26 protein-coding genes and 1 tRNA gene are annotated in these 24,857 nt (G+C 64.1%); 4 read left to right on the top strand and 23 right to left on the bottom strand.

The annotated features are described in order from the left end of the window. Nucleotides 1-2,817, bottom strand: a 2,817-nt coding sequence (locus Q3A80_RS25040) for a DUF6531 domain-containing protein (protein ID WP_446331555.1), incomplete at its 3' end; no start/stop codon positions are given. 53 nt (nt 2,818-2,870) lie between these two features. Next, nucleotides 2,871-6,065 (bottom strand): type VI secretion system tip protein TssI/VgrG, encoded by a 3,195-nt coding sequence (tssI, locus tag Q3A80_RS25045; RefSeq protein ID WP_446331556.1) that lies wholly within the window; start codon nt 6,063-6,065, stop codon nt 2,871-2,873. Nucleotides 6,066-6,425: 360 nt separating this feature from the next. Between tssI and Q3A80_RS25050 the strand changes: the two genes are divergently transcribed. Beyond that, nucleotides 6,426-7,226, top strand: coding sequence for a transporter substrate-binding domain-containing protein (locus Q3A80_RS25050; RefSeq protein ID WP_014722334.1), 801 nt, complete (start codon nt 6,426-6,428; stop codon nt 7,224-7,226). 88 nt (nt 7,227-7,314) lie between these two features. On the opposite strand, the gene Q3A80_RS25055 is transcribed toward Q3A80_RS25050, so the two are convergent. Next, the gene (locus tag Q3A80_RS25055; RefSeq protein ID WP_446331557.1) at nt 7,315-7,518 is read right to left on the bottom strand and encodes a hypothetical protein; all 204 of its coding nucleotides are present in this window, start codon (nt 7,516-7,518) and stop codon (nt 7,315-7,317) included. Nucleotides 7,519-8,076: 558 nt separating this feature from the next. On the opposite strand from Q3A80_RS25055, the gene Q3A80_RS25060 reads away from it, so the two are divergent. Together Q3A80_RS25060 and Q3A80_RS25065 are read left to right on the top strand one after the other, a co-directional pair. Continuing rightward, a complete protein-coding gene (locus Q3A80_RS25060) occupies nt 8,077-9,282 on the top strand; it encodes an AAA family ATPase (protein WP_446331558.1) in 1,206 nt (401 codons plus the stop codon). Then, nucleotides 9,279-9,869, top strand: coding sequence for a DUF4276 family protein (locus Q3A80_RS25065; RefSeq protein ID WP_034193993.1), 591 nt, complete (start codon nt 9,279-9,281; stop codon nt 9,867-9,869). Before Q3A80_RS25060 ends, Q3A80_RS25065 begins: the two co-directional genes overlap by 4 nt. Nucleotides 9,870-9,978: 109 nt before the next feature. Here the strand turns inward: Q3A80_RS25065 and Q3A80_RS25070 are convergent. The 7 genes from Q3A80_RS25070 to Q3A80_RS25100 all read right to left on the bottom strand — a co-directional run bounded on the left by Q3A80_RS25070 (nt 9,979) and on the right by Q3A80_RS25100 (nt 15,120). Then, a tRNA-Thr gene (locus Q3A80_RS25070) sits at nt 9,979-10,054 on the bottom strand. 19 nt (nt 10,055-10,073) lie between these two features. Further along, complete coding sequence (locus Q3A80_RS25075; protein ID WP_446331559.1) at nt 10,074-10,595, bottom strand: ClpXP protease specificity-enhancing factor; 522 nt, start codon at nt 10,593-10,595, stop codon at nt 10,074-10,076. Nucleotides 10,596-10,666: 71 nt separating this feature from the next. Then, a complete protein-coding gene (locus Q3A80_RS25080) occupies nt 10,667-11,278 on the bottom strand; it encodes a glutathione S-transferase N-terminal domain-containing protein (RefSeq protein WP_006400565.1) in 612 nt (203 codons plus the stop codon). Nucleotides 11,279-11,372: 94 nt separating this feature from the next. Continuing rightward, the gene (locus tag Q3A80_RS25085; protein WP_446331560.1) at nt 11,373-12,131 is read right to left on the bottom strand and encodes a cytochrome c1; all 759 of its coding nucleotides are present in this window, start codon (nt 12,129-12,131) and stop codon (nt 11,373-11,375) included. 21 nt (nt 12,132-12,152) lie between these two features. Continuing rightward, the gene (locus Q3A80_RS25090) at nt 12,153-13,535 is read right to left on the bottom strand and encodes a cytochrome b (protein WP_446331561.1); all 1,383 of its coding nucleotides are present in this window, start codon (nt 13,533-13,535) and stop codon (nt 12,153-12,155) included. After that, nucleotides 13,535-14,155 (bottom strand): ubiquinol-cytochrome c reductase iron-sulfur subunit, encoded by a 621-nt coding sequence (petA, locus tag Q3A80_RS25095; RefSeq protein ID WP_009691892.1) that lies wholly within the window; start codon nt 14,153-14,155, stop codon nt 13,535-13,537. The genes Q3A80_RS25090 and petA overlap by 1 nt, the downstream gene beginning before the upstream one ends. Before the next feature lie 218 nt (nt 14,156-14,373). After that, nucleotides 14,374-15,120, bottom strand: a complete 747-nt coding sequence (locus Q3A80_RS25100; protein ID WP_446331562.1) for a Nif3-like dinuclear metal center hexameric protein — start codon at nt 15,118-15,120, stop codon at nt 14,374-14,376. 21 nt (nt 15,121-15,141) lie between these two features. Here Q3A80_RS25100 and Q3A80_RS25105 point away from each other — a divergent pair, with 21 nt between their 5' ends. Then, nucleotides 15,142-16,347: a Do family serine endopeptidase gene (locus Q3A80_RS25105; RefSeq protein WP_057924757.1), complete on the top strand. Its 1,206-nt coding sequence runs from the start codon at nt 15,142-15,144 to the stop codon at nt 16,345-16,347. 220 nt (nt 16,348-16,567) lie between these two features. On the opposite strand, the gene tatC is transcribed toward Q3A80_RS25105, so the two are convergent. The 13 genes from tatC to hisC all read right to left on the bottom strand — a co-directional run bounded on the left by tatC (nt 16,568) and on the right by hisC (nt 24,762). Next, nucleotides 16,568-17,353: a twin-arginine translocase subunit TatC gene (tatC, locus tag Q3A80_RS25110; protein WP_446331563.1), complete on the bottom strand. Its 786-nt coding sequence runs from the start codon at nt 17,351-17,353 to the stop codon at nt 16,568-16,570. A gap of 41 nt (nt 17,354-17,394) precedes the next feature. Continuing rightward, complete coding sequence (gene tatB, locus Q3A80_RS25115; RefSeq protein ID WP_446331564.1) at nt 17,395-17,928, bottom strand: Sec-independent protein translocase protein TatB; 534 nt, start codon at nt 17,926-17,928, stop codon at nt 17,395-17,397. Nucleotides 17,929-17,954: 26 nt separating this feature from the next. After that, a complete protein-coding gene (gene tatA / locus Q3A80_RS25120; RefSeq protein WP_040143138.1) occupies nt 17,955-18,185 on the bottom strand; it encodes a Sec-independent protein translocase subunit TatA in 231 nt (76 codons plus the stop codon). 93 nt (nt 18,186-18,278) lie between these two features. Then, complete coding sequence (locus Q3A80_RS25125; RefSeq protein WP_121859086.1) at nt 18,279-18,644, bottom strand: histidine triad nucleotide-binding protein; 366 nt, start codon at nt 18,642-18,644, stop codon at nt 18,279-18,281. Between the two features lie 28 nt (nt 18,645-18,672). Further along, nucleotides 18,673-19,065, bottom strand: a complete 393-nt coding sequence (locus Q3A80_RS25130) for a DUF4870 family protein (RefSeq protein ID WP_040143134.1) — start codon at nt 19,063-19,065, stop codon at nt 18,673-18,675. Between the two features lie 71 nt (nt 19,066-19,136). Then, nucleotides 19,137-19,502 carry a phosphoribosyl-ATP diphosphatase gene (locus Q3A80_RS25135; protein WP_044845953.1) on the bottom strand — a complete coding sequence of 122 codons (366 nt, stop codon included), beginning with the start codon at nt 19,500-19,502 and terminating at the stop codon, nt 19,137-19,139. Then, the gene (gene hisI, locus Q3A80_RS25140) at nt 19,499-19,915 is read right to left on the bottom strand and encodes a phosphoribosyl-AMP cyclohydrolase (RefSeq protein ID WP_446331565.1); all 417 of its coding nucleotides are present in this window, start codon (nt 19,913-19,915) and stop codon (nt 19,499-19,501) included. Before hisI ends, Q3A80_RS25135 begins: the two co-directional genes overlap by 4 nt. Next, nucleotides 19,915-20,688, bottom strand: a complete 774-nt coding sequence (hisF, locus tag Q3A80_RS25145; protein ID WP_446331566.1) for an imidazole glycerol phosphate synthase subunit HisF — start codon at nt 20,686-20,688, stop codon at nt 19,915-19,917. Before hisF ends, hisI begins: the two co-directional genes overlap by 1 nt. A gap of 108 nt (nt 20,689-20,796) precedes the next feature. After that, complete coding sequence (hisA, locus tag Q3A80_RS25150) at nt 20,797-21,552, bottom strand: 1-(5-phosphoribosyl)-5-[(5-phosphoribosylamino)methylideneamino]imidazole-4-carboxamide isomerase (protein ID WP_446331567.1); 756 nt, start codon at nt 21,550-21,552, stop codon at nt 20,797-20,799. A gap of 164 nt (nt 21,553-21,716) precedes the next feature. Next, entirely contained in the window at nt 21,717-22,358 is a 642-nt protein-coding gene (gene hisH / locus Q3A80_RS25155) for an imidazole glycerol phosphate synthase subunit HisH (RefSeq protein WP_446331568.1), read from the bottom strand. Next, nucleotides 22,355-22,975 carry a YchE family NAAT transporter gene (locus Q3A80_RS25160; RefSeq protein ID WP_322026676.1) on the bottom strand — a complete coding sequence of 207 codons (621 nt, stop codon included), beginning with the start codon at nt 22,973-22,975 and terminating at the stop codon, nt 22,355-22,357. Before Q3A80_RS25160 ends, hisH begins: the two co-directional genes overlap by 4 nt. Nucleotides 22,976-23,035: 60 nt before the next feature. After that, complete coding sequence (hisB, locus tag Q3A80_RS25165; protein WP_006751804.1) at nt 23,036-23,623, bottom strand: imidazoleglycerol-phosphate dehydratase HisB; 588 nt, start codon at nt 23,621-23,623, stop codon at nt 23,036-23,038. A 65-nt stretch (nt 23,624-23,688) separates the two neighbouring features. Next, the gene (hisC, locus tag Q3A80_RS25170) at nt 23,689-24,762 is read right to left on the bottom strand and encodes a histidinol-phosphate transaminase (RefSeq protein WP_446331569.1); all 1,074 of its coding nucleotides are present in this window, start codon (nt 24,760-24,762) and stop codon (nt 23,689-23,691) included. Nucleotides 24,763-24,857: the final 95 nt, after the last annotated feature.

The following is a 24,857-nucleotide window of genomic DNA, read 5'->3' on the forward strand; positions in this document are numbered from 1 at the left end:
TTCCTCGCTTTGTCCCGCGACGCGCTTCAGCAAACGGCCATTCGAATCGACGTCGACCGAAGTCACGCAACCCGCTTCATCGATCGAAACGAGGCTGCCGCTCTCAGGATCGTACTGATAGCGCGTCGACTTGCCGTCGAAACCGACTTCTTCGATCAGGCGGCCGGCCGGATCGTAGTGGAACTGATACGTCGCGAAGTTCGCATCGGTCAGCGCGCTCAAGCGACCGAGACGGTCATAGCGATACGCAACCGTCTGCCCGAGCGCATCTGCGCGGCTCGCGATGCGTCCGGCCGCATCATAGCCATATCGCGTGGAACGATTGAGCTGATCGGTATGCCGCAACAAGCGGCCTTCGGCGTCGTATTGGACCTGCTCGACACCGGCTGGCGAACGAACTTCCGTCGGTTGTCCGTTCGGGCCGTAACGATAGGCAACCACGCCACCGGCCGCATCCTTCGTCTCGATCACACGCCCGATATCGTCGTACCACCACTCCGTCTTCTTTCCGGAGCAGTCCGTATAGCTCGTCATCTGCCCGGCATCGTTGTACTCGAGCGTCTTCGAGCCTCCCTTCGCATCGGTGATCTGCGTCGGCAAACCCTTGTCGTTGTATTCATACTTCGTCGAGTGTTCGAGCGGATCGATTTCCTCGACGACGTTTCCGGCATCGTCGTACTTGCGCTGCCACACATGTCCGTTCGGATCGACGAGCCGGATCATCTGATCCTTGTCGTCGTACGCCATCTCGACGACGCTGCCGTCCGCCCGCTCGTGCTGAACCAGATTGCCGCGGGCGTCGTATTCGCGCCGTTCGATGCTGCCATCCTGTCGGATATGCAACACCAGATTGTGGTGGGCATCGCGGCGGAACCACTCCTGATTGCCGTCCGGATACACGATCCGATACACGTAACCGTGGATGTTGAAGTAGTACCGGGTCATCTGGCCGAGCGCGTCGGTCACGTACGTCAGACGGATGTTCGGATTCCATGCGAGCCGGAGATCGAGACTGCCGTCGTCCGCGTATTCGCGGATGCATTTCGCGTCGGCGTTGTCTTCCGCATCCGCGCCGTCCCATTCGAGCGTCATCCCGCGACCCGTGCGATCTGTATAGCGCGTGACCAGGTGACGGCGATACTGATACGTGCGTGCGTTGCCATGACGATCAGTCGCACGCACGAGATCCCCGTGCACATCGTATTCGTAGCTCGCCACTGTGCGACGCGCGCCGTCCTTGAGCACGTGCTCGATCTGCACGATACGGCCATATCTGTCGTGCTCGAACGCGAGCACATTGCCGCTCGCATCGATCACGCGTGCAAGGCGATCAAGCGCGTCGTAGTCGAGCGTGACCGTATTGCCGGCACGGTCCTTCTGCATCGCAAGCCGGAACGCGTCGCCACGGCGCTCGTACGCGTGCAGCATGTCATGGCCGTATGCGATCGTCACCCACGTATCGTCGAGCCGCGACAGCGTCAGGTTCTCGGACAGATCATCATGCACCGCGCCGGCCGCGAGTGCCCGATACTCGATGCTGCGCCCTTCCGCATCGCGATAGATCCATTGACCGTTCTTGATGTCGATTCGCGTCGTATAGGGCGTAATCCATCGCGCGCCCAACTCGCCATTGTCATAGGCCGACAACCGGGAGCGATAGGTGCGTTCCCACACGAGCGGCATGGCGCCCGGCAGGTCGAAATCCACGTGGGAGAACGTTTCGTCACCGAACGCGAAATCGATCGAAGCCGGCGATGCCCCGAGCCCGCATGCCTTGCACGCGCTCTTCCCCGGTCCTTCGGCCGGCGCTTGTCCGTTGGTTTTTTCCAGCCCCTCCTGCTCGCGCGTCTTCTTTGCCTGGCTCTTCCCGCTTGCCTTGACGTCCGCACTCTGTTCATGAAGCTTTGAGCGCGCCTTCACGCGACCGACGGCTTCGATCAGCTGCAAGACCAGCCACATCATCTTGCCTTCCTCGCTGCCGGCAAGCGATCGAATCGACGCGGCGATCTTCGGCGCTTCGGCCCGAAGGAAAGTCACCGTGCCGCGAAACGGCTCGAGCCACGCATCCGGCGCGAGCTTCGCCGCCGTGCCCGCCGTCTTGTTCGCCACCTTCTTCCCGAGTGCCTTGGTGCCCTCGTACGCGAACTGGATGCCGTCGCCGACGCGACTCGGGCTGTACCACGGCCGGTCGTCCGCCATCTTCTTTGCGAGTTCCTGCTGCCGCTTCAGGTTCGCGTTGGCGTCGAAGAGCTGCCCATGCAGCGCCTTGTCCATGCCAGTTGCCAGCGCGAGCATGATCTCTTGGCACGTCGATGCGCATCCATTGAGCAGTTCGACGAGGCCGGCCTTCAGCTTGTTGAGAAAATCCTCGATCTCGGTCGCGCAGGTCGCGTTGATATGCGTGACCAGCACGGAGATGATCGCCGCGCCGAGATTGCTGCGGGTTGCCAGCAATTCGTGACGGACGAGCGCGAGCAGCGGGCGCGCCGACATCCGGAACGGCGCGAGCGTCGGCGGGATCGGAATGATGCCGAGCAGGTTGATCGCAAGGCTCATGTAGTCCAGCACCTGGCCGCCGCGCTTCTCGATGATTTCGGCGATATCGCCCAGCGCGTCGACCATCGCCATGATGTTGCCGATGATCGGCACCGCACCGGCAAACGTCTTCACGTCCTCGAACGTGATGTGGTTGCCGCTGATCCGTCGCAACCACGCGTCGAAGCGGTTGCCGACCGCGGCGACATCCTTGGGGGAAACATCGCTGAGCCAGGAAACGGCCTGTTCCTTCTCAGCGCCCGGTGGAAGTTGTTGTGCCATGTCGTTGTTCGTTCAATTCGTTTTTCTCAAGACGGCTGACAAGCCGTGCTCTCTCAGGATTTCAGCGGTCCGCCAAACCCGCTCGTCGGCAGTTTCATGCCTGTCGCGCCGCGCGCGACGGACGCAACGGTCGTGGCGCCCTTGCCCGCGATCCCGGCGACGCCCGGCAAAGCACCCGGCAATGCACCTTGCAACGCCCCGGACGCCGCATTCGCCGCAGGCGCGGCCAGCGCGGCAAGCCCGCCCTGACGTGCGGCCTGGACCATCCCGGCCACCTGCTTCGCCGCACCGCTCAGGCTCGAGGCCGTCTGCATCGCCGACGCCACGCCGGCTCCGCCCAACGCGCTCGCCGCAGCCGGCAACGCGGAACTCGCGAGTCCGCCAAGCGCAGCACCCGCGCCGCCGCCGCCCGCAAGCCCCATCGCCGCTGCCGTCGCGGCCGGCGCCATTCCCTGCAGCTGGCTCGCGAGCTGTCCGCTCGCCGCTGCCTGCGCGGCCTCGGGCGACGGTTGCACGGGCTCTGCCGGCCACTGCGCCTGCTTGAAATAGTTCGCCGGCTGATCCGACTCGCGCGGGTCTTTCCCGAATTCGACGCGCACCGCCCCCGGCGGCAAGCCGCTCACAACCGTATAACCGCTGTTGTCGAGTGCGCCCTTCTTCAGCACGGCGCCGTTCACGTCCTTCACCGTGAACAGGCCGCCTTTCACCGCCTCGCCGTTCACGTACTTGTGAAACAGCTCGAGCTGCCCCGGCTGGTCCGGCCGCGGGCTCGGCAACGGATACCCCATGCTCGCCGGCCCCGCGAACGTGTGCGACGCACCCTTTACGTCGACCGCGCCCGGCGTATGAATCTCGATGTTGCCGTCCTTGATGCGGATATACCCGCCGCCGCTCGTCAGCAGAATCCCCTGATCAGCCGCGATTTCGATCCTGTCGGTTGCAGACACAACCTTCACCGCCTTCTGCGCGGTCACCTCGACGTTGTCCGACTGCGCCTGGATCTCGACCTTGCCCTTGCCCGCGAACAGCTTCATCCCCGCGTTCTGCACGAACAGGCTCAGCTTCTGCCCGATGCTGCCGATCAGCGACTTGCCCGCCGCGACATGCACGCTCTGTCCGCTCGCCACGTTCACGTGATCGTTCGCGACCATATGCAGCGACTGCTGCGTCGACATCGCGATCCCCGACGGGCTGCCGAACAGCATCACCGGCTCCTTGAACGCATTCGCGCTGCCCGTGCCGCCGCCTGCCGTACGTCCGCCCGACGCGTTGCCCGACACACTGTCCTGCGTCGCGTCGGTGAACGCGCGCATCGTGTCGTGTGCGTCCTTCAGACTTTCCGCCTGATGCTGCTCGCTCACGCCCGACAGCGCTTCCACCAGGCTCTCGCCGTTCACGAGCTGCTGCTGCGCTTCCTTCACGTCGAGCGGCTGGCTGTTCGGCGCCTTCGGATGAGTGGTGACGTACAGGCCCTGGCTCGCGCGCACCGCGCCGTATGCGTCCGAGCGCAGGTCGAAGCCGCTGCCCAGATACGAGCCGCGCGAATTGCCGTTCTGGTCGATCAGATAGCCGAGATGCAGCAGGCTGTTCGCGCTGCTGCTCAGCAGCTGCACGCGGTTCTGCCCGGTCGCGTCGTCCATCACCAGATGGTTGTAGCCGCTGCCCGAATATTCCTTCGACCGATACCCGGACAGGATCCCGTTGCTATGCCATTGCGGCTGGTTCGCACCGTTGTACACGCGCCCGACTGCCAGCGGCCGGTCGCAATCGCCGCCCACATAGTCGATCAGCACTTCCTCGCCGATGCGCGGCACGTGCACGCCGCCGTAGCCGCCGCCGGTATCGGACTGCACCACACGCACCCAGCACGATGCATTCTCGTTGCCGGGGTTCAGGCGATCCCACACGAACTGCACGCGGATCCGGTTCAGCTCGTCCGTATAGACTTCCTCGCCCTGCGGCCCGACGACGATCGCCGTCTCGAGATGCATCTTCGGCTTCTCGTGTTCGAACGGGCTGCGATACGGCACGCTCACGCGCTGTGCTTCGACTTCGACAAGATAGAAGCCGACCGAGCCGTCGTCGTGCGGCACGCGAAACGCGGGGGCCGCACCGTAGCCCTCCTGCGCTTGCGTCAACGCTTCGCGCAGGCTGTACGGAAAGTCCGCGCTGCTGCTCGCAACGGGCAGGTTGTTCTCGATCCACCATTCGACGCCGATCGCCGCGAATTCGCGCTGGTCGGCCGGATCGCGATCGTGCTCGGGATGATCCGACAGCGTGAAGCGCCGCCCTGCATCGATCGCACGCACGCCGCCCGCGCCATGGAAGCGCTTCGCCTCCGACTCCCACTGCTCCATCCGGAGCTTCGTCAGATGGTCGCCGCGCGTCTGGTCCAGATACGTGTACGCGCCGGTGTACTCGTAGACTTCGAGCTGATCGGGCAATTCGCCCTGACCGGCCATCGTCGGCAGCGTCGTGCCCTTCGGGTTCGACGGCTGCGACGGATTCTTGTAGTCGAACGTGCGTGTCGTGCGCGTCACGCTCTGCAGCGTGCGCGTGCCCGACCATTGCGTGAACGCGTCGGCTTCGCTCGCCGCACCGCCGCGATAGAAGCGCACGGTCTCGGGCGACAGCGGCACGAACGCCTGCAGGTTGTCGGTGATCACGAGCGTATGCGACTTGCCGTCGTCGGCCTGCTGCCACGTGGTGTAAAGGCCTTCCCCCTCCATCAGCCGGTGCACGAAATGCCAGTCGGTGTCGTGCTGGCGCGTGTACGAGCGGCTCGGCAGCGGCGTCGCCAGCGCGAAGCGGAAATGACCGCGCGCCTGTGGATGCTGGTTCAGCACATCGCTGATGATCTGGTCGACCGTCGTGTCGTTCCAGATGCGCTGGTCGCGACGAAACTTCAGGAAATGGGTGAAATCGGCGAACGTCAGCTGATAGGTCGTGAGCCCGCCGTCGGCGCCGAGGCGGCGTGCGGTGTGCACGTAGCCGTTCACCGGCCGGTAGCTGCGATCGCCTTGCTGAATCCACAACGTGACCGGCTGCGCGATCAGCTTTTTGAGTTCCACATCGCCGTCGGTCGACAGCACGTCCAGCGTGAATTCGTATGCGCGCCCGATGCGCGAGCGGCCGACCGCCCGCTGCACGGTGAGCACGTTCGCACCCAACGGAGTATCGAGCTTCAGCAGCCGGTCCTGCTGAAGCAACCCGCCGCGCAACGCGGCAACAGTGTTCTGCATGTTCATGGCAACGGCCTTTTCTTCTTTTGACGCGCCCTCGGATGGCGCGTTGAGCGATTTCGCTCGCGCGATTTTACAGACAAATGACTGCGCGAATGGGAAAAATGCCCTGATTTAAAAGAGTATTTTTTAAGCGTATTCGGAACATGCCGCGCTGACTTTCGAGCGAGCGTTCGCCGCCGGTACGCCGCGTCGTCACGCTGCGTTACCCGGCCGCCGCCACGTGGAATCGATTGCAATCAGGGCCAATTCGACTTTCGGCGCGGCGCGGTTGCGAGTAGTGTCTACGTGCCCGCATTCCGGCCCAGCCCGGGCATGCTCGATGCCCGGCGCCCAATTACCACACTGAACAACTGGAGATCTGCGATGAAACGTTCGAAGTTCCTGCTGTCGGGCCTGCTGCTCGCGTCGGCCCTCGGTTTCACGGCCGTCGCCGCGCACGCGGAAGACTTGCTCGACTCGGTGAAGAAAGCCGGCGTGCTGCGCGTCGGCCTGGAAGGCACGTATCCGCCGTTCAACTCGCGCGGCACGTCGGGCCAGCTCGAAGGCTTCGATGTCGACGTCGCGAATGCGGTTGCCGGCAAGCTTGGCGTGAAGACGCAGTTCGTCCCGACCGAATGGAGCGGCATCATCGCTGGGCTGCAGGCCGGCAAGTTCGACGTGATCGTGAACCAGGTGACGATCACGCCGCAGCGCAAGGAAGCGCTCGACTTCAGCGAGCCTTACACGTACTCCGCCGCGCAGCTGATTCAGCGCAAGGACGACACGCGCAACTTCAAGTCGCTCGAGGACTTCAAGGGCAAGAAGCTCGGCGTGACGCTCGGCACCAACTACGACCAGATGGCGCGCAGCGTGCCGGGCATCGAGGTGCAGACGTATCCGGGTGCGCCGGAAAAGCTGCGTGATCTCGCCGCGGGCCGGATCGAAGCGACGCTCGACGACCGGCTGATGCTGCCGTACATGATCAAGACGTCGAACCTGCCGCTGCGCTCGGGCGCGGTGCTGAACGGCGGCAAGCAGGAGATGGCGATCCCGTTCCGCAAGGGCAATCCGAAGTTCGAGAAGGCGATCAACGATGCGCTCGATTCGCTGCGCAAGGAAGGCACGCTGAAGAAGATCTCGATGCACTGGTTCGGCAGCGACGTGACCGTGCCGGTCGCGCAATAGGCGGTTCGCCGCGCTTTCACTGCGTCACGTTCTTCGCTGCGGCGAAGGCGTGACGCTTCTCTCCCGCTGTCTTCGCTGTCCGCTTCGATCAGGCCGCCTCGCCGAAGCGGGCCAGCAGCATCTGGCCGATCGGCGTCAGCGCCGGGCGCGCGGCGACCGCGTTCACGCGTACCTGCATATCGTCGACGAGCCGCTTTTCGACAAGCACGGCGAATGCCGGGTTCGCGAGGTCGACACTGTCCGGCGCACGCGCGATGCGCAGCAGCATGGAAAATTCATGCGGACTCAACATGGTCCCTGTCTCCTGATCGTCCGCGATCCGGTTCGATCGGCGTCGATCTTGTTTTCGAATGGAATGGTGCGAGGCATAAGCCGATACGTTGGCGGGAGCGAGATCCCGGCTGACCGCTGCGCGACACGGGCACGGCGTCGCATGCGGTCACGCACGCCCCGATCGCGAAGAGGCTGCCGCGACGGGAATGTGCAACGTTAGGGGTGCCGCGTGACGCGGGCGTGACAGGAAAAGGGGGACAACGATGGCGTACGCCACGGCGCTGCGTGCGGCCGCATGAACGAAAAAGGGGTTACGGAAAATTCCGTAACCCCTTTTCGGATGGCTGCAGGACTCGAACCCGCCACCTGATGATTACAAAGCACTTGAATTATTCAATTATTACAGCAACTTAGCATGATTACGCGTTTCCAAAACCGCAGATTACCGCGCGCTTCTGCGCCTTATCAGACAAGGTTCTGGCGACGATTGGAAACGCATCAGCCACATCACACTGCCGACTGGCGGGCACGTGCCGACTGGTAAGATTTAGCACCCCACCCTTGGAAGATTCTGTCGATGACCAACCTGCCCTTCATTTCGCGTGTCGTCCTGCGAAACTATCGCAGCATCGGCGAATGCGACGTACGTCTCGGGCCACTGACATATCTCGTCGGTGCGAATGGTGCCGGCAAAAGCAACTTCGTCGACTCTCTGCACCTCGTGACAGACGCTCTCACTAGCTCGCTGGAGCAGGCGCTCAATGTCCGGGGGGGATGGGCCGAAGTACGGCGCCGGTCTGGCGGACACCCGACCCATTTCGGCATTCGGATTGAATTTCGCGTAGATGGTACGCCGGCACACTACGCGTTCAACATCGGCGCGGTCAAAAACCGCGGGTTCGAGGTATTGGCGGAAGAATGCAGCCTCGGCGGCGGACTGGGCAAAGGCCCGTACTACCGCATTGAGCGCGGTAAGGTTGTCCAAAGCAGCGAAGCCACCATTCCGGCCCTGACCAGTGACCGCCTTGCATTGGTCGCACTATCCGGCCTAAGCGCGTTTCGGCCAATATTCGACGCGCTCACGTGCATGGGCTTTTACAACCTTAATCCTAAGTTGATGCGTGAGCTGCAAAAGGCTCAAGAAGGTCGCTTGCTCAAGCCCGAGGGAGAGAACATCGCAAGTGTTATTGGCCACCTCGAAAAGGTGAATCCCGGCGCACTCGGCATCGTTGAAGAGTACCTCCAGACTGTTGTACCCACGGTTCACGCAGTACGACGTATTCCTGTTGGACCGATGGAGACCCTCGAGTTTCGCCAAGACGTCCGCGGCTCGCGCGATCCGTGGCGCTTCGCGGCCCAGAACATGTCCGACGGAACACTCAGGGCAGTAGGCGTTTTGACCGCCCTGTTTCAAGGCAATCGCGACTTCGCCCCCACGCTTATTGGAATCGAGGAGCCGGAGACCGCTTTGCACCCCGCGGCAAGTGCCGCACTGCGCGAAGCTCTAAACAGAGCATCAGCGGAAACACAAATCATAGTGACCAGTCACAGTCCGGATCTGCTCGACGATCCGAGCGTTCGTGACAACCAGATCCTCGCGGTCGTCTCGCAGGCCGGTGACACGAAAGTCGATGAGATCGACAACGCTTCGCGAGAAGCCATCCGACAGCACTTGTTCTCGGCCGGGGAACTGCTCAAACTCGGCCAGATTCAGCCGGACCCGGAACGGATCAAGCAATTGGAGCTACGGCAGCCGTCACTGTTCGGGCCGGGGGCAATATGAAAATTGCGTCCATCGTTGAAGGCTACGGCGAGGTAAGTGCGTTGCCCGTGCTGCTGCGTCGGTTGCTAGAATGGCGCCCGACAGAAGACTATATCGAGATTGAGCGACCGAACAGGGTACCTCGCGATCGATTCATCAATTCGCAAGATGAGTTCGCGCGCTACCTTAAGCTCGCCCGAATGCAATGCGGGGACGACGGCTGGATATTGATCCTCCTCGATGCAGACGATGATTGTCCTGTCGAGTTGGCGACAGCCTTGCTGGCCCGTGCGCGCGAAATCGACGAACACCGGGTCTCCGTTGTGATCGCAAAGCGGGAGTTTGAGGCGTGGTTCATCGGCGCCGCAGCATCGCTCAACGGTCAACGCAGCCTCACGGTCGCACCGGCTGATCTGACTGTCGATGCAGAATCCCCGCGTGACGCTAAAGGATGGCTTAGGACTAGGATGACCAAAGGCTCATACGGCCCCGTCACTGACCAGCCAGCGTTCGCCGCGCTTATGGATTTGCAACAGACGTTTGATCGGTGTCGCTCCTTCCGCAAACTCTGTAGCGAGTGGGATGCAAACCTTGGCCGAGCCGCCTAGCGCGTTGCGTAGCCAAGCACAAAAACCGCACCGACGCGGATTGAAGACGCGCTGAGGTATTGGAAACGCGAAGGGGCTACGCAAACATCGCGTAACCCCTTGCTGGATATGGTGCCGGCTGCAGGACTCGAACCCGCCACCTGATGATTACAAATCAACTGCTCTACCAGATGAGCTAAGCCGGCGTAAGCGCGAGATTCTACCTCATTTCACGATCTTGAGGCGAGGTCTGCTGCCGCCTTTCGAGCCGTCGCCGTCGGTTTTCGGCGGTTCGTCGGCGCCTTCGGACGGCTCCTCGTTCGCACCGCCATCGGCGACAGGCGTCAACACGGCCGGCGACTCGTCACGCGACGCATCGTCCGCCTGCGCGGCATCGTCTTCGAATGCACCCGAATCCGCACCCTCGCCCGCGACCGCATCGACCTGGAACGCCATCCCCTGCCCGTTCTCGCGCGCGTAGATCGCGAGCACGTTGGCCACCGGAATCTCGATCTTGTGCGCCTTCCCGGAGAACCGGGCGGTGAACTCGATCCACTCGTTACCCATCTGCAGCTGGCTCGTGGCCTCGAAGCTGATGTTGAGCACGATCTCGCCGTCACGCACGAACTGACGCGGCACGCGCGTCGAGTTGTCGACCCTCACCGCGATATGCGGCGTGTAACCGTTATCGGTGCACCACTCGTACAGCGCGCGCAGCAGATAAGGCTTCGTTGAAATCTCTTGCATCACAATCCTCGAACCCGGAGCGGGCACGCGGCACGCCGCGCCGCCCGCTCCGTCATGCACTCATTGCACCATCAGCGACGCATGACCTTTTCGGACGGCGTCAGTGCTTCGATATACGCCGGACGGCTGAAGATCCGCTCGGCGTACTTCATCAGCGGCGCAGCGTTCTTCGACAGCTCGATGCCGTAGTGATCCAGACGCCACAGCAGCGGCGCGATCGCGACGTCGAGCATCGAGAACTCCTCGCCGAGCATGTACTTGTTCTTCACGAAGATCGGCGCGAGCTGCGTCAGGCGATCGCGAATCGCGAGGCGCGCCTTCTCGTGGTTCTTCTCCGCTGCCTTGCCCTTCTCGTTCTCGAGCGTGCTGACGTGAACGAACAGTTCCTTCTCGAAATTGAGCAGGAACAGGCGCGCACGCGCGCGCTGCACCGGATCGGCCGGCATCAGTTGCGGATGCGGGAAGCGCTCGTCGATGTATTCGTTGATGATGTTCGATTCGTACAGGATCAGGTCGCGCTCGACCAGAATCGGCACCTGACCGTACGGGTTCATCACCGAGATGTCTTCCGGCTTGTTGAACAGGTCGACGTCGCGGATCTCGAAGTCCATGCCCTTCTCGAACAGCACCAGCCGGCAACGCTGGGAGAACGGGCAAGTTGTGCCGGAATACAGAACCATCATATTTGCGTTTCCTCAAAAAAGCCGAGGGCCGGCACGCGGCGCAACCCCTTTCACGGGTTGTGCCTTGCGCCGGCCCCACGCCGGTCAGGCGTGTTTACTTGATATCTTTCCAGTACGCGGCATTGAGCCGCCAGGACAGGAAAGTCAGGACACCGAGAAAGACCAGCACCCACACGCCGAGGCGCTTGCGGGTCTGCTGGGCCGGCTCGGACATCCATGTCATATAGGCCACCAGGTCGGCCACCGCAGCATCGTAGTCGGGCGACGACAACGTGCCCGGCGTGACCTGCTGGAAGCCGACGAGCGTGTGGACCTTCTCGCCCGTCTCCTCGTCCGTCTTGTCTTCGAATTTGGCCGTGCGCTGCCCCTGCAGTTGCCACAATACGTGGGGCATGCCGACGTTCTCGAACACCGCGTTGTTCCAGCCGGTCGGCCGCGTATCGTCGCGGTAGAAACTGCGCAGATACGTGTACAGCCAGTCGCGGCCGCGCGCCCGCTCCTCGACCGACAGGTCGGGCGGCGTGGTGCCGAGCCAGTTCTTCGCGTCTTCGGGCCGCATCGCGACGGACATCGTGTTCCCGACCTTGTCGGTCGTGAACAGGAGATTCTTTTCGATCTCCTTCTGGGATATGCCCAGATCCGTCAGACGGTTGTAGCGCATCAGGTTCGCGCTGTGGCAGTTCAGGCAATAGTTTACAAACAATTGCGCGCCGTGCTGAAGCGAAACGAGATTTTCCGTGTTATCGGGCGCCCGGTCGAGCGGAAAATTACCTTCCGCGCGTGCGGCCGGCGCCGCCAGCAGCGCCACGGCCGTCGCCCCGATCAGCGCGAGCGTCGAAAGCAGTTTCTTCATGTCGTCCTCTCCTCGCTCACGTTAATGGGGCTTGAAGCGCACCCGCTCCGGCGGCTGCTTGAACGTGCCAAGCGGCGTCCAGACGGGCATGCCGAGGAAGAACGCGAAGTAGATCAGCGCGCAACCCTGCGCGATCAGCGTCGCGGCCGGCGACGGCGGCCGCGTGCCGAGGAACGCGAGGGTCAGGAATGCCGCGACGAAGATCCCGAGGAACACCTTGTGGAACAGCGGCCGGTAGCGGATCGACTTCACCGGGCTGCGGTCGAGCCACGGCAGGAAGAACAGCGTGATCACCGCCGAACCCATCACGACGACGCCCCAGAACTTCGATTCCGTCAGGAACATGAACACGACGATCGCCGCAGCCAGCACCGGCAGGCCGACCTTCCACTTGCCGCGCGCACGGATCAGCGCGAGCACGCCGAGCAGCGCGATCACGATCATCAGCACGATCTTGAACGGATCGGTGGTGGCCCGAAGCATCGCGTAGAACGCGGTGAAGTACCACACCGGTGCGATCTCCGGCGGGGTCTGCAGCGGGTTCGCCGGCACGAAGTTGTTCGACTCCAGGAAGTAGCCGCCCATCTCCGGCGCGAAGAACACGATCACTGCGAACACCATCAGGAACACGCAGACGCCGAAGAAATCGTGCACCGAGTAGTACGGATGGAACGGGATGCCGTCGAGCGGAATGCCGTTCGCGTCCTTCTTCGCCTTGATCTCGATGCCGTCCGGGTTATTGGAGCCCACTTCGTGCAGCGCGACCAGGTGCGCGACGACGAGGCCGACCAGCACCAGCGGAATCGCGATCACGTGGAACGCGAAGAAGCGGTTCAGCGTGACGTCGGACACGACGTAGTCGCCGCGGATCCACAACGACAGGTCCGGACCGACGAACGGGATCGCCGAGAACAGGTTCACGATCACCTGCGCGCCCCAGAACGACATCTGGCCCCACGGCAGCAGGTAGCCGAAGAACGCCTCGGCCATCAGGCACAGGAAGATCGCACAGCCGAAGATCCATACGAGTTCGCGCGGCTTGCGGTACGACCCGTACATCAACCCGCGGAACATGTGCAGGTACACGACGACGAAGAACATCGATGCACCGGTCGAGTGCATGTAGCGGATCAGCCAGCCCCACGGCACCTCGCGCATGATGTACTCGACCGACGCGAACGCGAGCACGGAGTCGGGCTTGTAGTTCATCGTCAGGAAGATGCCCGTGACGATCTGGTTGACGAGCACCAGCAGCGCGAGGGAGCCGAAGAAGTACCAGAAGTTGAAGTTCTTCGGCGCGTAGTACTCGGAAACGTGCTTCTTCCAGGTGGACGTGAGCGGGAAGCGCTGATCGATCCAGCCGGTCACACCTGTCGTGGAGACTTCCTTGTTGTCGGCTGCCATCACGCTTCTCCTTTCTCGTCCTTGCCGATCACGAGGGTCGTCGCCGACGTGAACATGTAGGGCGGGATGTCGAGATTCTGAGGCGCCGGCTTGTTCTTGAACACGCGGCCGGCGAGGTCGTAGGTCGAACCGTGGCACGGGCACAGAAAACCGCCCGGCCAGTCGTCCGGCAGGTTCGGCTGCGGACCCGGCGTGAAGCGTTGGCTAGGCGTGCAGCCGAGGTGCGTGCACACGGCCATCACGACGAGAATGTTCTTGCGATCGGCCCGCGAGCGATATTCGTTCGCGCAATACGCGGGCAACGGCATCGAATACGGGGATTTCGTGGTCGGATCGGCCACTTCCTTGTCGGCCTTGACGACGTCGGCCAGCATGTCGTCGGTGCGGTTCAGGATCCAGACCGGCTTGCCGCGCCACGGCACGGTGACCATCTCGCCGGGCTTCAGGCCGCTGATGTCGACCTCGACCGGTGCGCCGGCCGCTTTCGCTTTCGCTGACGGCGCAAGCGACGCCGCGAAAGGTATGACGGTGGCTACGCCTCCCACGCCACCTGCTACGGATGTCGCAATCAGCCAGGTACGGCGGCCGCTGTCGACGCGTTTCTCTTCCTTGTCTCGCATCACACGCCCCACTTCTGAGTTGGATTTTCCGTCACGACTTTTCATTCCGCCGCTAGTTTGCTCGAATGGAGCCGCCATTTACAAGGCCCGGAGATGAAAATCCCTTCGAAGTAGTTGATAGTTAAGGGTTTCCCCCCACTATCGGAGCGATTAAATCATTGCGCTTTTAAGTACCCGCTACATTGCGAAATTTCGATGCGCCGCCGCAAATCCGGCCCTCAGACCGGATTATGAATATCGATAAAAAGGTGTTCGATATCGAATTCTTCGGACAAGTGGCGGCCAAGCGCCTGGATTCCGTAACGTTCGGTCGCATGGTGCCCTGCCGCAACGAACGCGACGCCGCTCTCGGCCGACGCGTGCGTGACGGATTCCGACACCTCGCCCGTGAGGAACACGTCGGCGCCGGCATCGATCGCCGCATCGAAATAGCTCTGCGCGGCGCCCGTGCACCACGCGATGCGGCGCAGCTGCATGTCCGGATCGCCGAGCACGAGCGGCGTGCGGCCCAAGGTGTTTTCGACTTTCGCGACGAAGTGCTCGAGCGAGACGGGCATCGGCAGCGTGGCCATCCAGCCGAGGTCGCCGTCGCCAAAACGCTGTTCGCCGATCAGCCCGAGCTTCTCGCCGAGCTGCGCGTTGTTGCCGAACTCGGGATGCGCGTCGAGCGGCAGGTGGAACGCGAACAGGTTCAGGTCGTTCGCGAGCAGCAGCTTCAGGCGCTGGTACTTGCGGCCGGTGATCTGCGGCGCCTCGTTGCGCCAGAAGTAGCCGTGATGAACGAGCACCGCATCCGCCCCCCACTCGAGCGCGGCTTCGAGCAATGCGACCGACGCCGTCACGCCGGTGGCGATCTTCTCGATCTTGCGGCGCCCCTCGACCTGCAGGCCGTTCGGGCAATAGTCCTTGAAGCGCGCGGTTTCAAGGGTATTGTTCAAGTACAATTCGAGTTCGATCCGATCCATATAAACCTCTAATCCATTCAGATGCTTAGACGCTTCTGGCTGTTCTTCGCGCAGGCGGTAACGGTGCTGCTCGCGCTGATGTTCATCGTCGTGACGCTCAAGCCGCAATGGCTGCAACGGCAAGGACAGCTCGGCAAGCAGCTCGCCACGCCGATCGTCGCGCTGCGGGAAGTCGCGCCGGGCATCGGCGGGGCACCGGCGACCACGTCGTACGCCGAAGCCGCGCAAAAGGCGATGCCCGCCGTCGTCAACGTATTCTCCAGCAAGGACGGCTCGCTGCCGCCCGATCCGCGTGCGAAGGATCCGCTGTTCCGCTATTTCTTCGGCGACCGCAACGCCCGCAAGCAGCAGGACGAACCGGCCGCCAACCTCGGCTCCGGCGTTATCGTGAGCCCGGAAGGTTACATTCTAACGAACCAGCACGTCGTCGACGGCGCCGACCAGATCGAAGTCGCGCTCGCCGACGGCCGCACGGCCACCGCGAAGGTGATCGGCAGCGACCCGGAAACCGATCTGGCCGTGCTGAAGATCAACATGACGAACCTGCCGACGATCACGCTCGGCCGTTCGGACCAGTCGCGCGTCGGCGACGTCGTGCTCGCGATCGGCAACCCGTTCGGCGTCGGCCAGACGGTCACGATGGGCATCATCAGCGCGCTCGGCCGCAATCACCTCGGCATCAACACGTTCGAGAACTTCATCCAGACCGACGCGCCGATCAACCCCGGCAACTCGGGCGGTGCGCTCGTCGACGTGAACGGCAACCTGCTCGGCATCAACACGGCGATCTACTCGCGCTCGGGCGGCTCGCTCGGGATCGGCTTCGCGATTCCCGTGTCGACCGCGCGCACCGTGCTCGAAAGCATCATCACGACGGGCTCGGTCACGCGCGGCTGGATCGGCGTCGAGCCGCAGGACGTCACGCCGGAGATCGCCGAGTCGTTCGGGCTCCAGCAGAAGTCGGGCGCGATCGTCGCCGGCGTGCTGCAGGGCGGCCCGGCCGACAAGGCCGGGATCAAGCCCGGCGACATCCTGGTCAGCGTGAACGGCGACGAAATCACCGACACGACGAAGCTGCTGAACACCGTCGCGCAGATCAAGCCGGGCACGCCGACCAAGGTGCACGTCGTGCGCAAGGGCAAGGAGTTCGACGTGAACGTCGTGATCGGCAAGCGGCCGCCGCCGCCGAAGCAGACGCTCGACGAGCAGGACAGCGACTCCGAATGACACCGGGCGGCAGGCGCCGTGCGCCGCCAGCGCCGCCGGCAAGCAAAAAGGGCAGCTCGATGTCGAGCTGCCCTTTTGCGTTGTATCGCCGCTGCTTCACGGTGAAGCTGCGTTCTCCGTCACCGTCTGCGCGTTCCGTTCACCCGGCCCGCGTTGATGTTGCCGAGGAGCCGCATCCCGCGCGCGCCCCTCATGCGGGCCGCCGCGCGCCACACGTGAGTCAACTGGCGGCGCCGTTGTTCTCTGCCTCGGGTTCTTCGGCCGGCTTCGGCACGAAGAATCGCGCAGCGAGCAGCCCGACTTCGAACAGCACGACGAGCGGCAGCGCGAGCATCAGCTGCGAGAACACGTCCGGCGGCGTGACGACCGCCGCGACGATGAACGCGCCGACGATCACGTACGGGCGCATCTCCTTCAGCTTCTTCAGCGACAGCACGCCCATCCGGACGAGCAGCACGACGATGATCGGCACCTCGAACGTGACGCCGAACGCGATGAACATCCCGAGCACGAAGCTCAGGTAGTTGTCGATGTCGGTCGACATCTCCGCGCCGAGCGGCGCGTTGTAGTGCGCCATCACGCGGAAGATGGTCGGGAACACGAGGAAGTACGCGAACGCCATCCCGCACAGGAACAGGAAATAGCTGCTGCCGACGAGCGGCGCGACGAGCTTCTTCTCGTGCTGGTACAGCCCCGGCGCAACGAAAGCCCAGATCTGGTACAGCACGATCGGCAGCGCGATCACGAGCGCGACGAGCATCGTGACCTTCATCGGCACGAAGAACGAGCCGGTGACGTCGGTGACGATCATCCTGCCGCCCTTCGGCAGGTTTTCCATCAGCGGCCGCGCGAGCAGCCGGAAGATGTCGGGCGCCCAGTACACGAGCCCGAGGAACACGACGATCACGGCCAGCCCCGCGCGAATGATGCGATCGCGAAGCTCGACGAGATGGGAAATGAAGGTTTCTTCCGGGGCGTCGCCCGGATTCTGCTGGGGGTCGCTCACACCGGCCCTCGGTAGGATTGACGAGCGAGCATGCGCTCGGCTCAGAAGAAGCGCGTCGGCCGGCGCAGGCTGGCCGGCTGGTGGCGCGCGACACGCGCGGCGCCCGACTGCACGTGCGTGCGGCGGGTGGTCGCGCGCTTGTACCAGACAGGCGTCGCCGCCTGCTTCACACGCCAGTTGCGACGCTTGCGTGCGAGCGCGGCCGTGCTGCCGCTGCGCCACGACGGCGCCGCGGGCGTGTCGTTGCCGTACGTGCCGGCATCGACCGAGCCCTCGTGGAGACCGCCGACCGCGGAATTCCACGTGTCGTTCAGTTCCTTCTCGTGCTCGCGCAGGTTGTCGTGAATCGTCGTTTCGACATTGCGCGCGGCCGCTTCGAAATCGGTCTTCATCGTCCGCAGCGCGTCGAGTTCGATTTCGCGCGAGACCTCGGCCTTCACGTCGTTGATGTACCGCTGCGCGCGGCCGAACAGCGCGCCTGCCGTACGCGCGACGCGCGGCAGGCGCTCGGGGCCGAGCACCACGAGCGCGACGACGCCGATCAGCGCCATCTTCGAAAGACCGAGATCCAGCATCGCGAATGCCTGTCAGCGTGCCGGCGTTACGCCTTGTTCGAGTCGGAACGCGTCGTTTCCTTCGCGTTGACGTCGACCGAGCCCGAGCGCGGCAGTTGCTGCGCGTCGGCCGGCGTGTCGCCTTCCTTCATGCCGTCCTTGAAACCCTTCACTGCGCTGCCGAGGTCGTTGCCGATGTTGCGCAGCTTCTTCGTACCGAAAACCAGCGCGACGATCAGCAGCACGATCAGCCAGTGCCAAATGCTCAATCCACCCATGATGAAACCTCTCCTCAACCACGCCGCGTCGCGGCGCAAATCGCCGGCGGCACGCCGGCTTCGACTATCGATGCGGGGAAACGCCCCGCTGCGTCAACCCATCCGCTGCCACGGGCGCGGGCCGGCCAGGATGTGCGCGTGCAGGTGGTAGACCTCCTGCCCGCCGCCGGGGCCCGTGTTGATCACCGTGCGAAAACCGGTTTCGCCGCCCGTGTACGCGACGCCGAGTTGATCGGCCAGACGCGCGACGAGCAGCATCAGCCGGCCGAGCATCGGCGCATCGGCGTCGCTCGCCGCCGACAGCGTCGGCACGTGCCGGCGCGGAATCACGAGCACGTGCGTCTCGGCCGCCGGGCGGATGTCGCGGAACGCGACGAATTCGTCGTCCTCGTGCACCTTCGTGCTCGGGATCTCGCCCGCCGCGATCTTGCAGAACAGGCAATTCGGATCGTGACTCATGTTGCTCCTGCGAAACGCCCGCGCGCCGTCAGAACCAGGCCTGCGGATCGAGCGTCTTGTTGTCGTTCAGGTACAGCCAACCCTTGATGATACGGTACAGCGTCCAGATCCACGTGACAAACATGATCGCGAATCCCACCACCACGAACATCAGCGCGAAGCCGATCACGTAAGCGATCAGCGCGCGCCAGAAGGTGCGGATCTGCCACTCGAAATGGTCGGCGTACGGCGTGCCGGCCACGTCGCCGCGCTTCACGTAGTTGATGATGATCGCGATGATGCCGGTGACACCGCCCGTCAGCCAATGAATCGCATAGAGGCCGTACAGCACGTGCGTCAGCGTGCGCAGACCGTTCAGTCGCTCGGCGTCTGCTGCGCCCGGCACCGACGGCGTCGGAAACTGGCTCGGCGTATCGGTCATGATGCTACCCCCGTTGGATGACAATTCTTACAGCTTACCGCACTGTTGCCACCGCGGCGGGCCGATGCATGTCAGCCGCCGTTTTCCTCGCGCTCGCGACGCTTGCGCAGCGCCTTTTCCTCGATCCCCGACAGCCCTTCGCGGCGCTCGAGCTCGGCGATCACGTCGGCCGGGCTCAGGTCGAAATGCGACAGCATCACGAGGCAGTGGAACCACAGGTCGGCGACTTCGCCGACCAGCGCCGTCGGCGCGCCGCCCTGGCGCACGTCCTTCGCGGCCAGCACGACTTCCGTCGCCTCTTCGCCGATCTTCTTCAGCACCGCGTCGTCGCCCTTGTGGAACAGGCGCGAGACGTACGATTGTTCGGGGTCGCCGCCCTTGCGGCTATCGATCACGGCCGCGAGGCGCAGCAGCGTGTCTTCGGTCGATTGCGTCATTTGTAGATGTGTTCGGGATCTTTCAGCACCGGATCGACCGCGACCCAGTCGCCGCTGTCCACGTTGCCTTCGAATTTCTGGAAGAAGCACGAATGCCGGCCGGTGTGGCATGCGATGCCCGACACCTGCTCGACCTTCAGCAGCACGACGTCCTCGTCGCAGTCGAGCCGCACCTCGTGCACGTGCTGCACGTGGCCCGACTCCTCGCCCTTGAACCACAGGCGCTTGCGCGAGCGCGAGTAATAGACCGCGCGCTGCGTCTCGATCGTCTTCGCCAGCGCCTCGCGGTTCATCCACGCGAACATCAGCACGTCGTTCGTCGACGCTTCCTGCGCGATCACCGGCACGAGGCCGTTATCGTCCCAGCGGACCTTGTCGAGCCACGCCGGCAGGGAATTCGTTTCGGTATTCATCACAGCCTCACCGCGATGCCCTGGTCGGACATGAAGCGCTTCGCCTCGCCGATCGTGTGCTCGCCGTAGTGGAAGATGCTCGCGGCCAGCACCGCGTCGGCGCGGCCGTCCTTGATGCCGTCCGCGAGATCCTGCAGGCAGCCGACGCCGCCCGACGCGATCACCGGCACCGGCACCGCGTCCGACACGCCGCGCGTGAGCGCGAGGTCGAAGCCCGACTTCGTGCCGTCGCGGTCCATGCTCGTGAGCAGAATCTCGCCCGCGCCGAGCTCGGCCATCTTGCGCGCCCATTCGATCGCGTCGAGGCCCGTGCCCTTGCGGCCGCCGTGCGTGAAGACTTCCCAGCGCGGCGGTTCGCCGTCGGCGGACACGCGCTTCGCGTCGATCGCGACGACGATGCACTGCGAGCCGTACTTGTCGGCCGCGTCGCGCACGAGCTGCGGGTTCGCGACCGCCGACGAGTTCATGCTGACCTTGTCCGCGCCCGCGTTCAGCAGGCGCCGCACGTCCTCGACGGCGCGCACGCCGCCGCCGACGGTCAGCGGAATGAAGACCTGCGATGCGACGGCTTCGATGATCGGCAGGATCAGGTCGCGCTGGTCGGAGGTCGCGGTGATGTCGAGGAACGTCAGTTCGTCGGCGCCCTGGTCGTCGTAGCGGCGGGCGATCTCGACGGGGTCGCCGGCATCGCGCAGTTCGACGAAGTTGACGCCCTTGACGACACGCCCGGCGGTCACGTCCAGGCAGGGGATGATGCGTTTAGCTAGAGCCATGATGTTGCGCCATAGGCCGCGGTGGGACGGCCGGTTGCGAACGCCTCGCGCGAGGCGTCCGGTCGGGGCCGCCCGTGGGCAGCCCCGGCGAGGAAGACGCCGCCGCGCTCAGGCGTCGTCGAGTTCGCCGTTCAGTTCGTCCGCGCGCTTCTGCGCGGCCGCGAAATCGAGATCGCCGGAGTAGATCGCACGGCCGCAGATCACGCCTTCGACGCCATGCTCTTCCACTTCGCAGAGCTGCTCGATGTCGGTGAGGTTCGACAGGCCGCCGCTTGCGATCACCGGAATGCCGACCGCCTGCGCGAGCTTGACCGTCGCGTCGATGTTGATGCCCTGCAGCATCCCGTCACGGCCGATGTCCGTGTAGACGATCGATTCGACGCCGTAGTCCTCGAACTTGCGCGCGAGATCGATCACCTCGTGGCCGGTCAGCTTGCTCCAGCCGTCGGTCGCGACCTTGCCGTCCTTCGCGTCCAGCCCGACGATGATGCTGCCCGCGAACGCAGTGCACGCGTCCTGCAGGAAGCCCGGATTCTTCACGGCGGCGGTGCCGATGATCACGTAGGACAGCCCGGCGTCGAGATACTTCTCGATCGTCTCGAGGCTGCGGATGCCGCCGCCGAGCTGCACCGGGATTTCGTCGCCGACTTCGTCGAGGATCGCTTCGATCGCCTCGAGATTCTTCGGCTTGCCGGCGAACGCGCCGTTCAGGTCGACCAGATGCAGCCGCCGGGCGCCGAGATCGACCCACTTGCGGGCCATCGCCGCCGGGTCCTCGGAGAAAATCGTGGCCTGGTCCATATCGCCCTGTTTGAGGCGCACACACTGACCGTCTTTGAGATCGATGGCCGGAATCAGCAGCATAGCAATCGGGTGTCGTCGTGGAAAATGAAAAGAATCAGGCGCGTACCGGCCAAACCGGTGCCGCGCCGTCTCGCTAGTTTAGTACAACTCGTTCGGCGTTTAAGCGTGCAAGCCCCGCGCGGCAGGCCGTCCGGCCAGGTCGACTGTGGCTCGCGCACCACGTTTTACGGCTTCCAGTGTACGAAGTTGCGATACAGACGCAACCCGACCTCGGCGCTTTTCTCCGGGTGGAATTGGGTCGCGAAGATGTTGTCCCGCGCGACCGCGGACGTGAACGGCGCGCCGTAGGCCGTTTCGCCGACCGTGTGCGCCGGGTTCTCCGGGCTCACGTAATAGCTGTGCACGAAGTAGAAATACGCGTCGTCGGGCACGCCGTCCCACAGCGGGTGCGGCTGCGCCTGGCGCACGCGGTTCCAGCCCATCTGCGGCACCTTGAAGCGCGAGCCGTCGTCCTGCAGCTGGCCGTCGAGCTCGAAGCGCACGACCTTGCCGGGCAGCAGGCCGAGGCCCTTCGTGTCGCCTTCCGCGCTCCAGTCGAACAGCATCTGCTCGCCGACGCATACGCCGAGCAGCGGTTTCGTGCGCGACGCGTCGAGCACCGCTTCCTGCAGCCCCGATTCGCCGAGGCAGCGCATGCAGTCGGGCATCGCGCCCTGGCCGGGCAGCACGACGCGGTCGGCCGCGCGAATCGCGGCCGGCGTGTCGACGATCGCCACGTCGGCGGCCGGTTCGGCCTTCTTGAGCGCCTGCGCGACCGAGCGCAGGTTGCCCATCCCATAATCCACAATCGCAATCGAAGTTTTCATCTCAGTGCAGGCAGTAGCGCCCTCAGTCCATTGACGATGAATTCCACCGCCAGCGCCGACAGCATCAAACCCATCAGCCGCGTGGCGATGTTGATGCCGGTGCGGCCGATCCAGTTCGCGATCGGCTCGGCAAGCCGCATCGCGAAGAAACACAGCAGAGCCAGGACCGCGCCGATCGCGACGAGCCCGGCTCGCTCATACCAGTGATGCGAGTTCGCCGCGTAGATGATCACCGTGCTGATCGAGCCTGGGCCCGTGAGCAGCGGAATCGCCAGCGGCACGACCGCGATGTTGTCCTTCAGCTCGGCCTCGTGGCGCTCCTCCGGCGTCGATCGCGTGTTGCCGATCTGCGCGTTCAGCATGTTGATCGCCATCAGCAACATGATGATCCCGCCGCCGACTTCGAGCGAGCCGACCGAAATGCCGAAGAAGTTGATGATCTGCTGCCCGAGCAGCGTCGTCACCGTCATCACGCAGAACACCGACACCGACGCGATCCGGATCGTGCGGCGCCGCTCGTCGTCCGTCTGCTGCGCGGTCAGGCTCAGGAAGAACGGCACCGCGCCGACCGGGTTGATCAGCGCCAGCAGCGAAATGAACGATTTGAGCAGATCCATCGCGAGCCGGCGCGCCGCGCCGAAGCCGTCAGGTCGTTATTGGCGTCGTCCGTTCTGAACTCAGAGGCTGCCCTTCGTCGACGGAATCTGCCCCGCCGCGCGCTCGTCGAGCTCCACCGCCGCGCGCAGTGCCCGGCCGAACGCCTTGAACACCGTTTCGAGCTGGTGGTGCGCGTTGATCCCGCGCAGGTTGTCGATATGCAGCGTGACGCCCGCGTGGTTCACGAACCCGCGGAAGAATTCGATCGACAGGTCGACGTCGAACGTGCCGATCCGCGCACGCGTGAACGGCACGTGGAATTCGAGACCCGGGCGGCCCGAGAAGTCGATCACGACGCGCGACAGCGCCTCGTCGAGCGGCACGTACGAATGGCCGTAGCGGCGGATGCCCTTCTTGTCGCCGATCGCCTTCGCGACGGCCTGCCCGAGCGTGATGCCGACGTCCTCGACCGTATGATGGTCGTCGATATGCGTATCGCCATGCGCTTCGACCTCGAGATCGATCAGACCATGCCGCGCGATCTGGTCGAGCATATGGTCGAGAAACGGCACGCCGGTGGCCAGCTTCTGCCGGCCCGTACCGTCGAGATCGAGCTTCACACGGATCTGCGTTTCGCTGGTATTGCGAACGACTTCCGCCACACGCATGGCAATTCCTTGATTGAGTCTGATGTAAATGGGGACTGATCGTCGCGCGCCGCCGCGCCTTCGGCTCAACCGGGCAGCGCGAGTTTCAAGGCAGCCAGCAGGCGCGCGTTTTCGTCGGGAGAACCGACGGTCAGCCGCACGCATTCGGCCAGCAACGGATGCATTTTACTCACGTTTTTGACCAGCACCCGCTCGGTGAGCAATGCATCGAACACGGCCGCCGCGTCCGGCACGCGCACCAGCAGGAAATTGCCGGCGCTCGGGAACACCGTCGCGCCTGGCAGCGCGGCCACGGCCTGCGCGAGACGCGTGCGTTCCGCCCGCAGTTCGGCCGCCTGCGCGTCGAGCACGTCGAGGTGGTCGAGCAGGAAATCGGCGGTCGCCTGGGTCAGCACGTTGATGTTGTACGGCGGGCGCACCTTGTCGAATTCGGTCAGCCACGCGGGCAGCCCGGCCAGATAGCCGAGGCGGATGCCCGCAAGGCCGAGCTTCGATACGGTGCGCATCACGACGACGTTGTCGAACTCGGCCGCGCGCGGCAGCCACGAGCGCTCCGCGAACGGCTGGTACGCCTCGTCGATCACGATCAGGCTGTGCTGCGCGGCCGCGATGATCTGCTCGACGTCGGCTTCGTCGTACAGCGTGCCGGTCGGGTTGTTCGGATACGCGAGATAGACGAGCGCGGGCCGGTGCTCGGCGATCGCCGCGATCGTCGCGTCGGTGTCGAGCGTCAGGTCCGCCTTCAGCGGCACGCCGACGAATTCGAGTTGCGCGAATTTCGCCGACAGTTCGTACATCACGAAGCCCGGCACCGGCGCGAGCACCTTCGCGCCCGGTTTCGCGCACGCCATCGACATCATGCTGATGATTTCGTCCGAGCCGTTGCCGAGCAGCACGTCGCACGCGGCCGGCACGCCCATCGTGCGGCGCAGCTTGTCGAGCAGCGCGCCCGGACGCGGCGCCGGGTAGCGGTTCAGCGCGACCTGCGCGAGGCGCTCGCCGAGCGCCGCCGCGAGCGGCGCGGGCAGCGAATACGGGTTCTCCATCGCGTCGAGCTTCACGAAGCCGCTCGCGTCGGGCACCGGGTAGCTCGTCATCGCGAGCACGTCGCGGCGGATGATGTCTTGTGGCGTCGTCATGGTCTCAAGCCGGCGTGCGTCGCACCGGCGTCAAATGGTCGGCAAGGCGGCGGCTGCCGCCCCGCGCGGGGTCTCCTCGTCGAGCGGCGCCGATG

The organism is Burkholderia sp. SR8, from assembly GCF_052851275.1.

Bases quoted from the DNA above. Each gene is read 5' to 3' on its own strand.
- tssI (WP_446331556.1), bottom strand. From the start codon at position 6,065: ATGAACATGCAGAACACTGTTGCCGCGTTGCGCGGCGGGTTGCTTCAG.
- Q3A80_RS25050 (WP_014722334.1), top strand. From the start codon at position 6,426: ATGAAACGTTCGAAGTTCCTGCTGTCGGGCCTGCTGCTCGCGTCGGCC.
- Q3A80_RS25055 (WP_446331557.1), bottom strand. From the start codon at position 7,518: ATGTTGAGTCCGCATGAATTTTCCATGCTGCTGCGCATCGCGCGTGCG.
- Q3A80_RS25060 (WP_446331558.1), top strand. From the start codon at position 8,077: ATGACCAACCTGCCCTTCATTTCGCGTGTCGTCCTGCGAAACTATCGC.
- Q3A80_RS25065 (WP_034193993.1), top strand. From the start codon at position 9,279: ATGAAAATTGCGTCCATCGTTGAAGGCTACGGCGAGGTAAGTGCGTTG.
- Q3A80_RS25075 (WP_446331559.1), bottom strand. From the start codon at position 10,595: ATGCAAGAGATTTCAACGAAGCCTTATCTGCTGCGCGCGCTGTACGAG.
- Q3A80_RS25080 (WP_006400565.1), bottom strand. From the start codon at position 11,278: ATGATGGTTCTGTATTCCGGCACAACTTGCCCGTTCTCCCAGCGTTGC.
- Q3A80_RS25085 (WP_446331560.1), bottom strand. From the start codon at position 12,131: ATGAAGAAACTGCTTTCGACGCTCGCGCTGATCGGGGCGACGGCCGTG.
- Q3A80_RS25090 (WP_446331561.1), bottom strand. From the start codon at position 13,535: ATGGCAGCCGACAACAAGGAAGTCTCCACGACAGGTGTGACCGGCTGG.
- petA (WP_009691892.1), bottom strand. From the start codon at position 14,155: ATGCGAGACAAGGAAGAGAAACGCGTCGACAGCGGCCGCCGTACCTGG.
- Q3A80_RS25100 (WP_446331562.1), bottom strand. From the start codon at position 15,120: ATGGATCGGATCGAACTCGAATTGTACTTGAACAATACCCTTGAAACC.
- Q3A80_RS25105 (WP_057924757.1), top strand. From the start codon at position 15,142: ATGCTTAGACGCTTCTGGCTGTTCTTCGCGCAGGCGGTAACGGTGCTG.
- tatB (WP_446331564.1), bottom strand. From the start codon at position 17,928: ATGCTGGATCTCGGTCTTTCGAAGATGGCGCTGATCGGCGTCGTCGCG.
- tatA (WP_040143138.1), bottom strand. From the start codon at position 18,185: ATGGGTGGATTGAGCATTTGGCACTGGCTGATCGTGCTGCTGATCGTC.
- Q3A80_RS25125 (WP_121859086.1), bottom strand. From the start codon at position 18,644: ATGAGTCACGATCCGAATTGCCTGTTCTGCAAGATCGCGGCGGGCGAG.
- Q3A80_RS25130 (WP_040143134.1), bottom strand. From the start codon at position 19,065: ATGACCGATACGCCGAGCCAGTTTCCGACGCCGTCGGTGCCGGGCGCA.
- Q3A80_RS25135 (WP_044845953.1), bottom strand. From the start codon at position 19,502: ATGACGCAATCGACCGAAGACACGCTGCTGCGCCTCGCGGCCGTGATC.
- hisI (WP_446331565.1), bottom strand. From the start codon at position 19,915: ATGAATACCGAAACGAATTCCCTGCCGGCGTGGCTCGACAAGGTCCGC.
- hisF (WP_446331566.1), bottom strand. From the start codon at position 20,688: ATGGCTCTAGCTAAACGCATCATCCCCTGCCTGGACGTGACCGCCGGG.
- hisA (WP_446331567.1), bottom strand. From the start codon at position 21,552: ATGCTGCTGATTCCGGCCATCGATCTCAAAGACGGTCAGTGTGTGCGC.
- hisH (WP_446331568.1), bottom strand. From the start codon at position 22,358: ATGAAAACTTCGATTGCGATTGTGGATTATGGGATGGGCAACCTGCGC.
- Q3A80_RS25160 (WP_322026676.1), bottom strand. From the start codon at position 22,975: ATGGATCTGCTCAAATCGTTCATTTCGCTGCTGGCGCTGATCAACCCG.
- hisB (WP_006751804.1), bottom strand. From the start codon at position 23,623: ATGCGTGTGGCGGAAGTCGTTCGCAATACCAGCGAAACGCAGATCCGT.
- hisC (WP_446331569.1), bottom strand. From the start codon at position 24,762: ATGACGACGCCACAAGACATCATCCGCCGCGACGTGCTCGCGATGACG.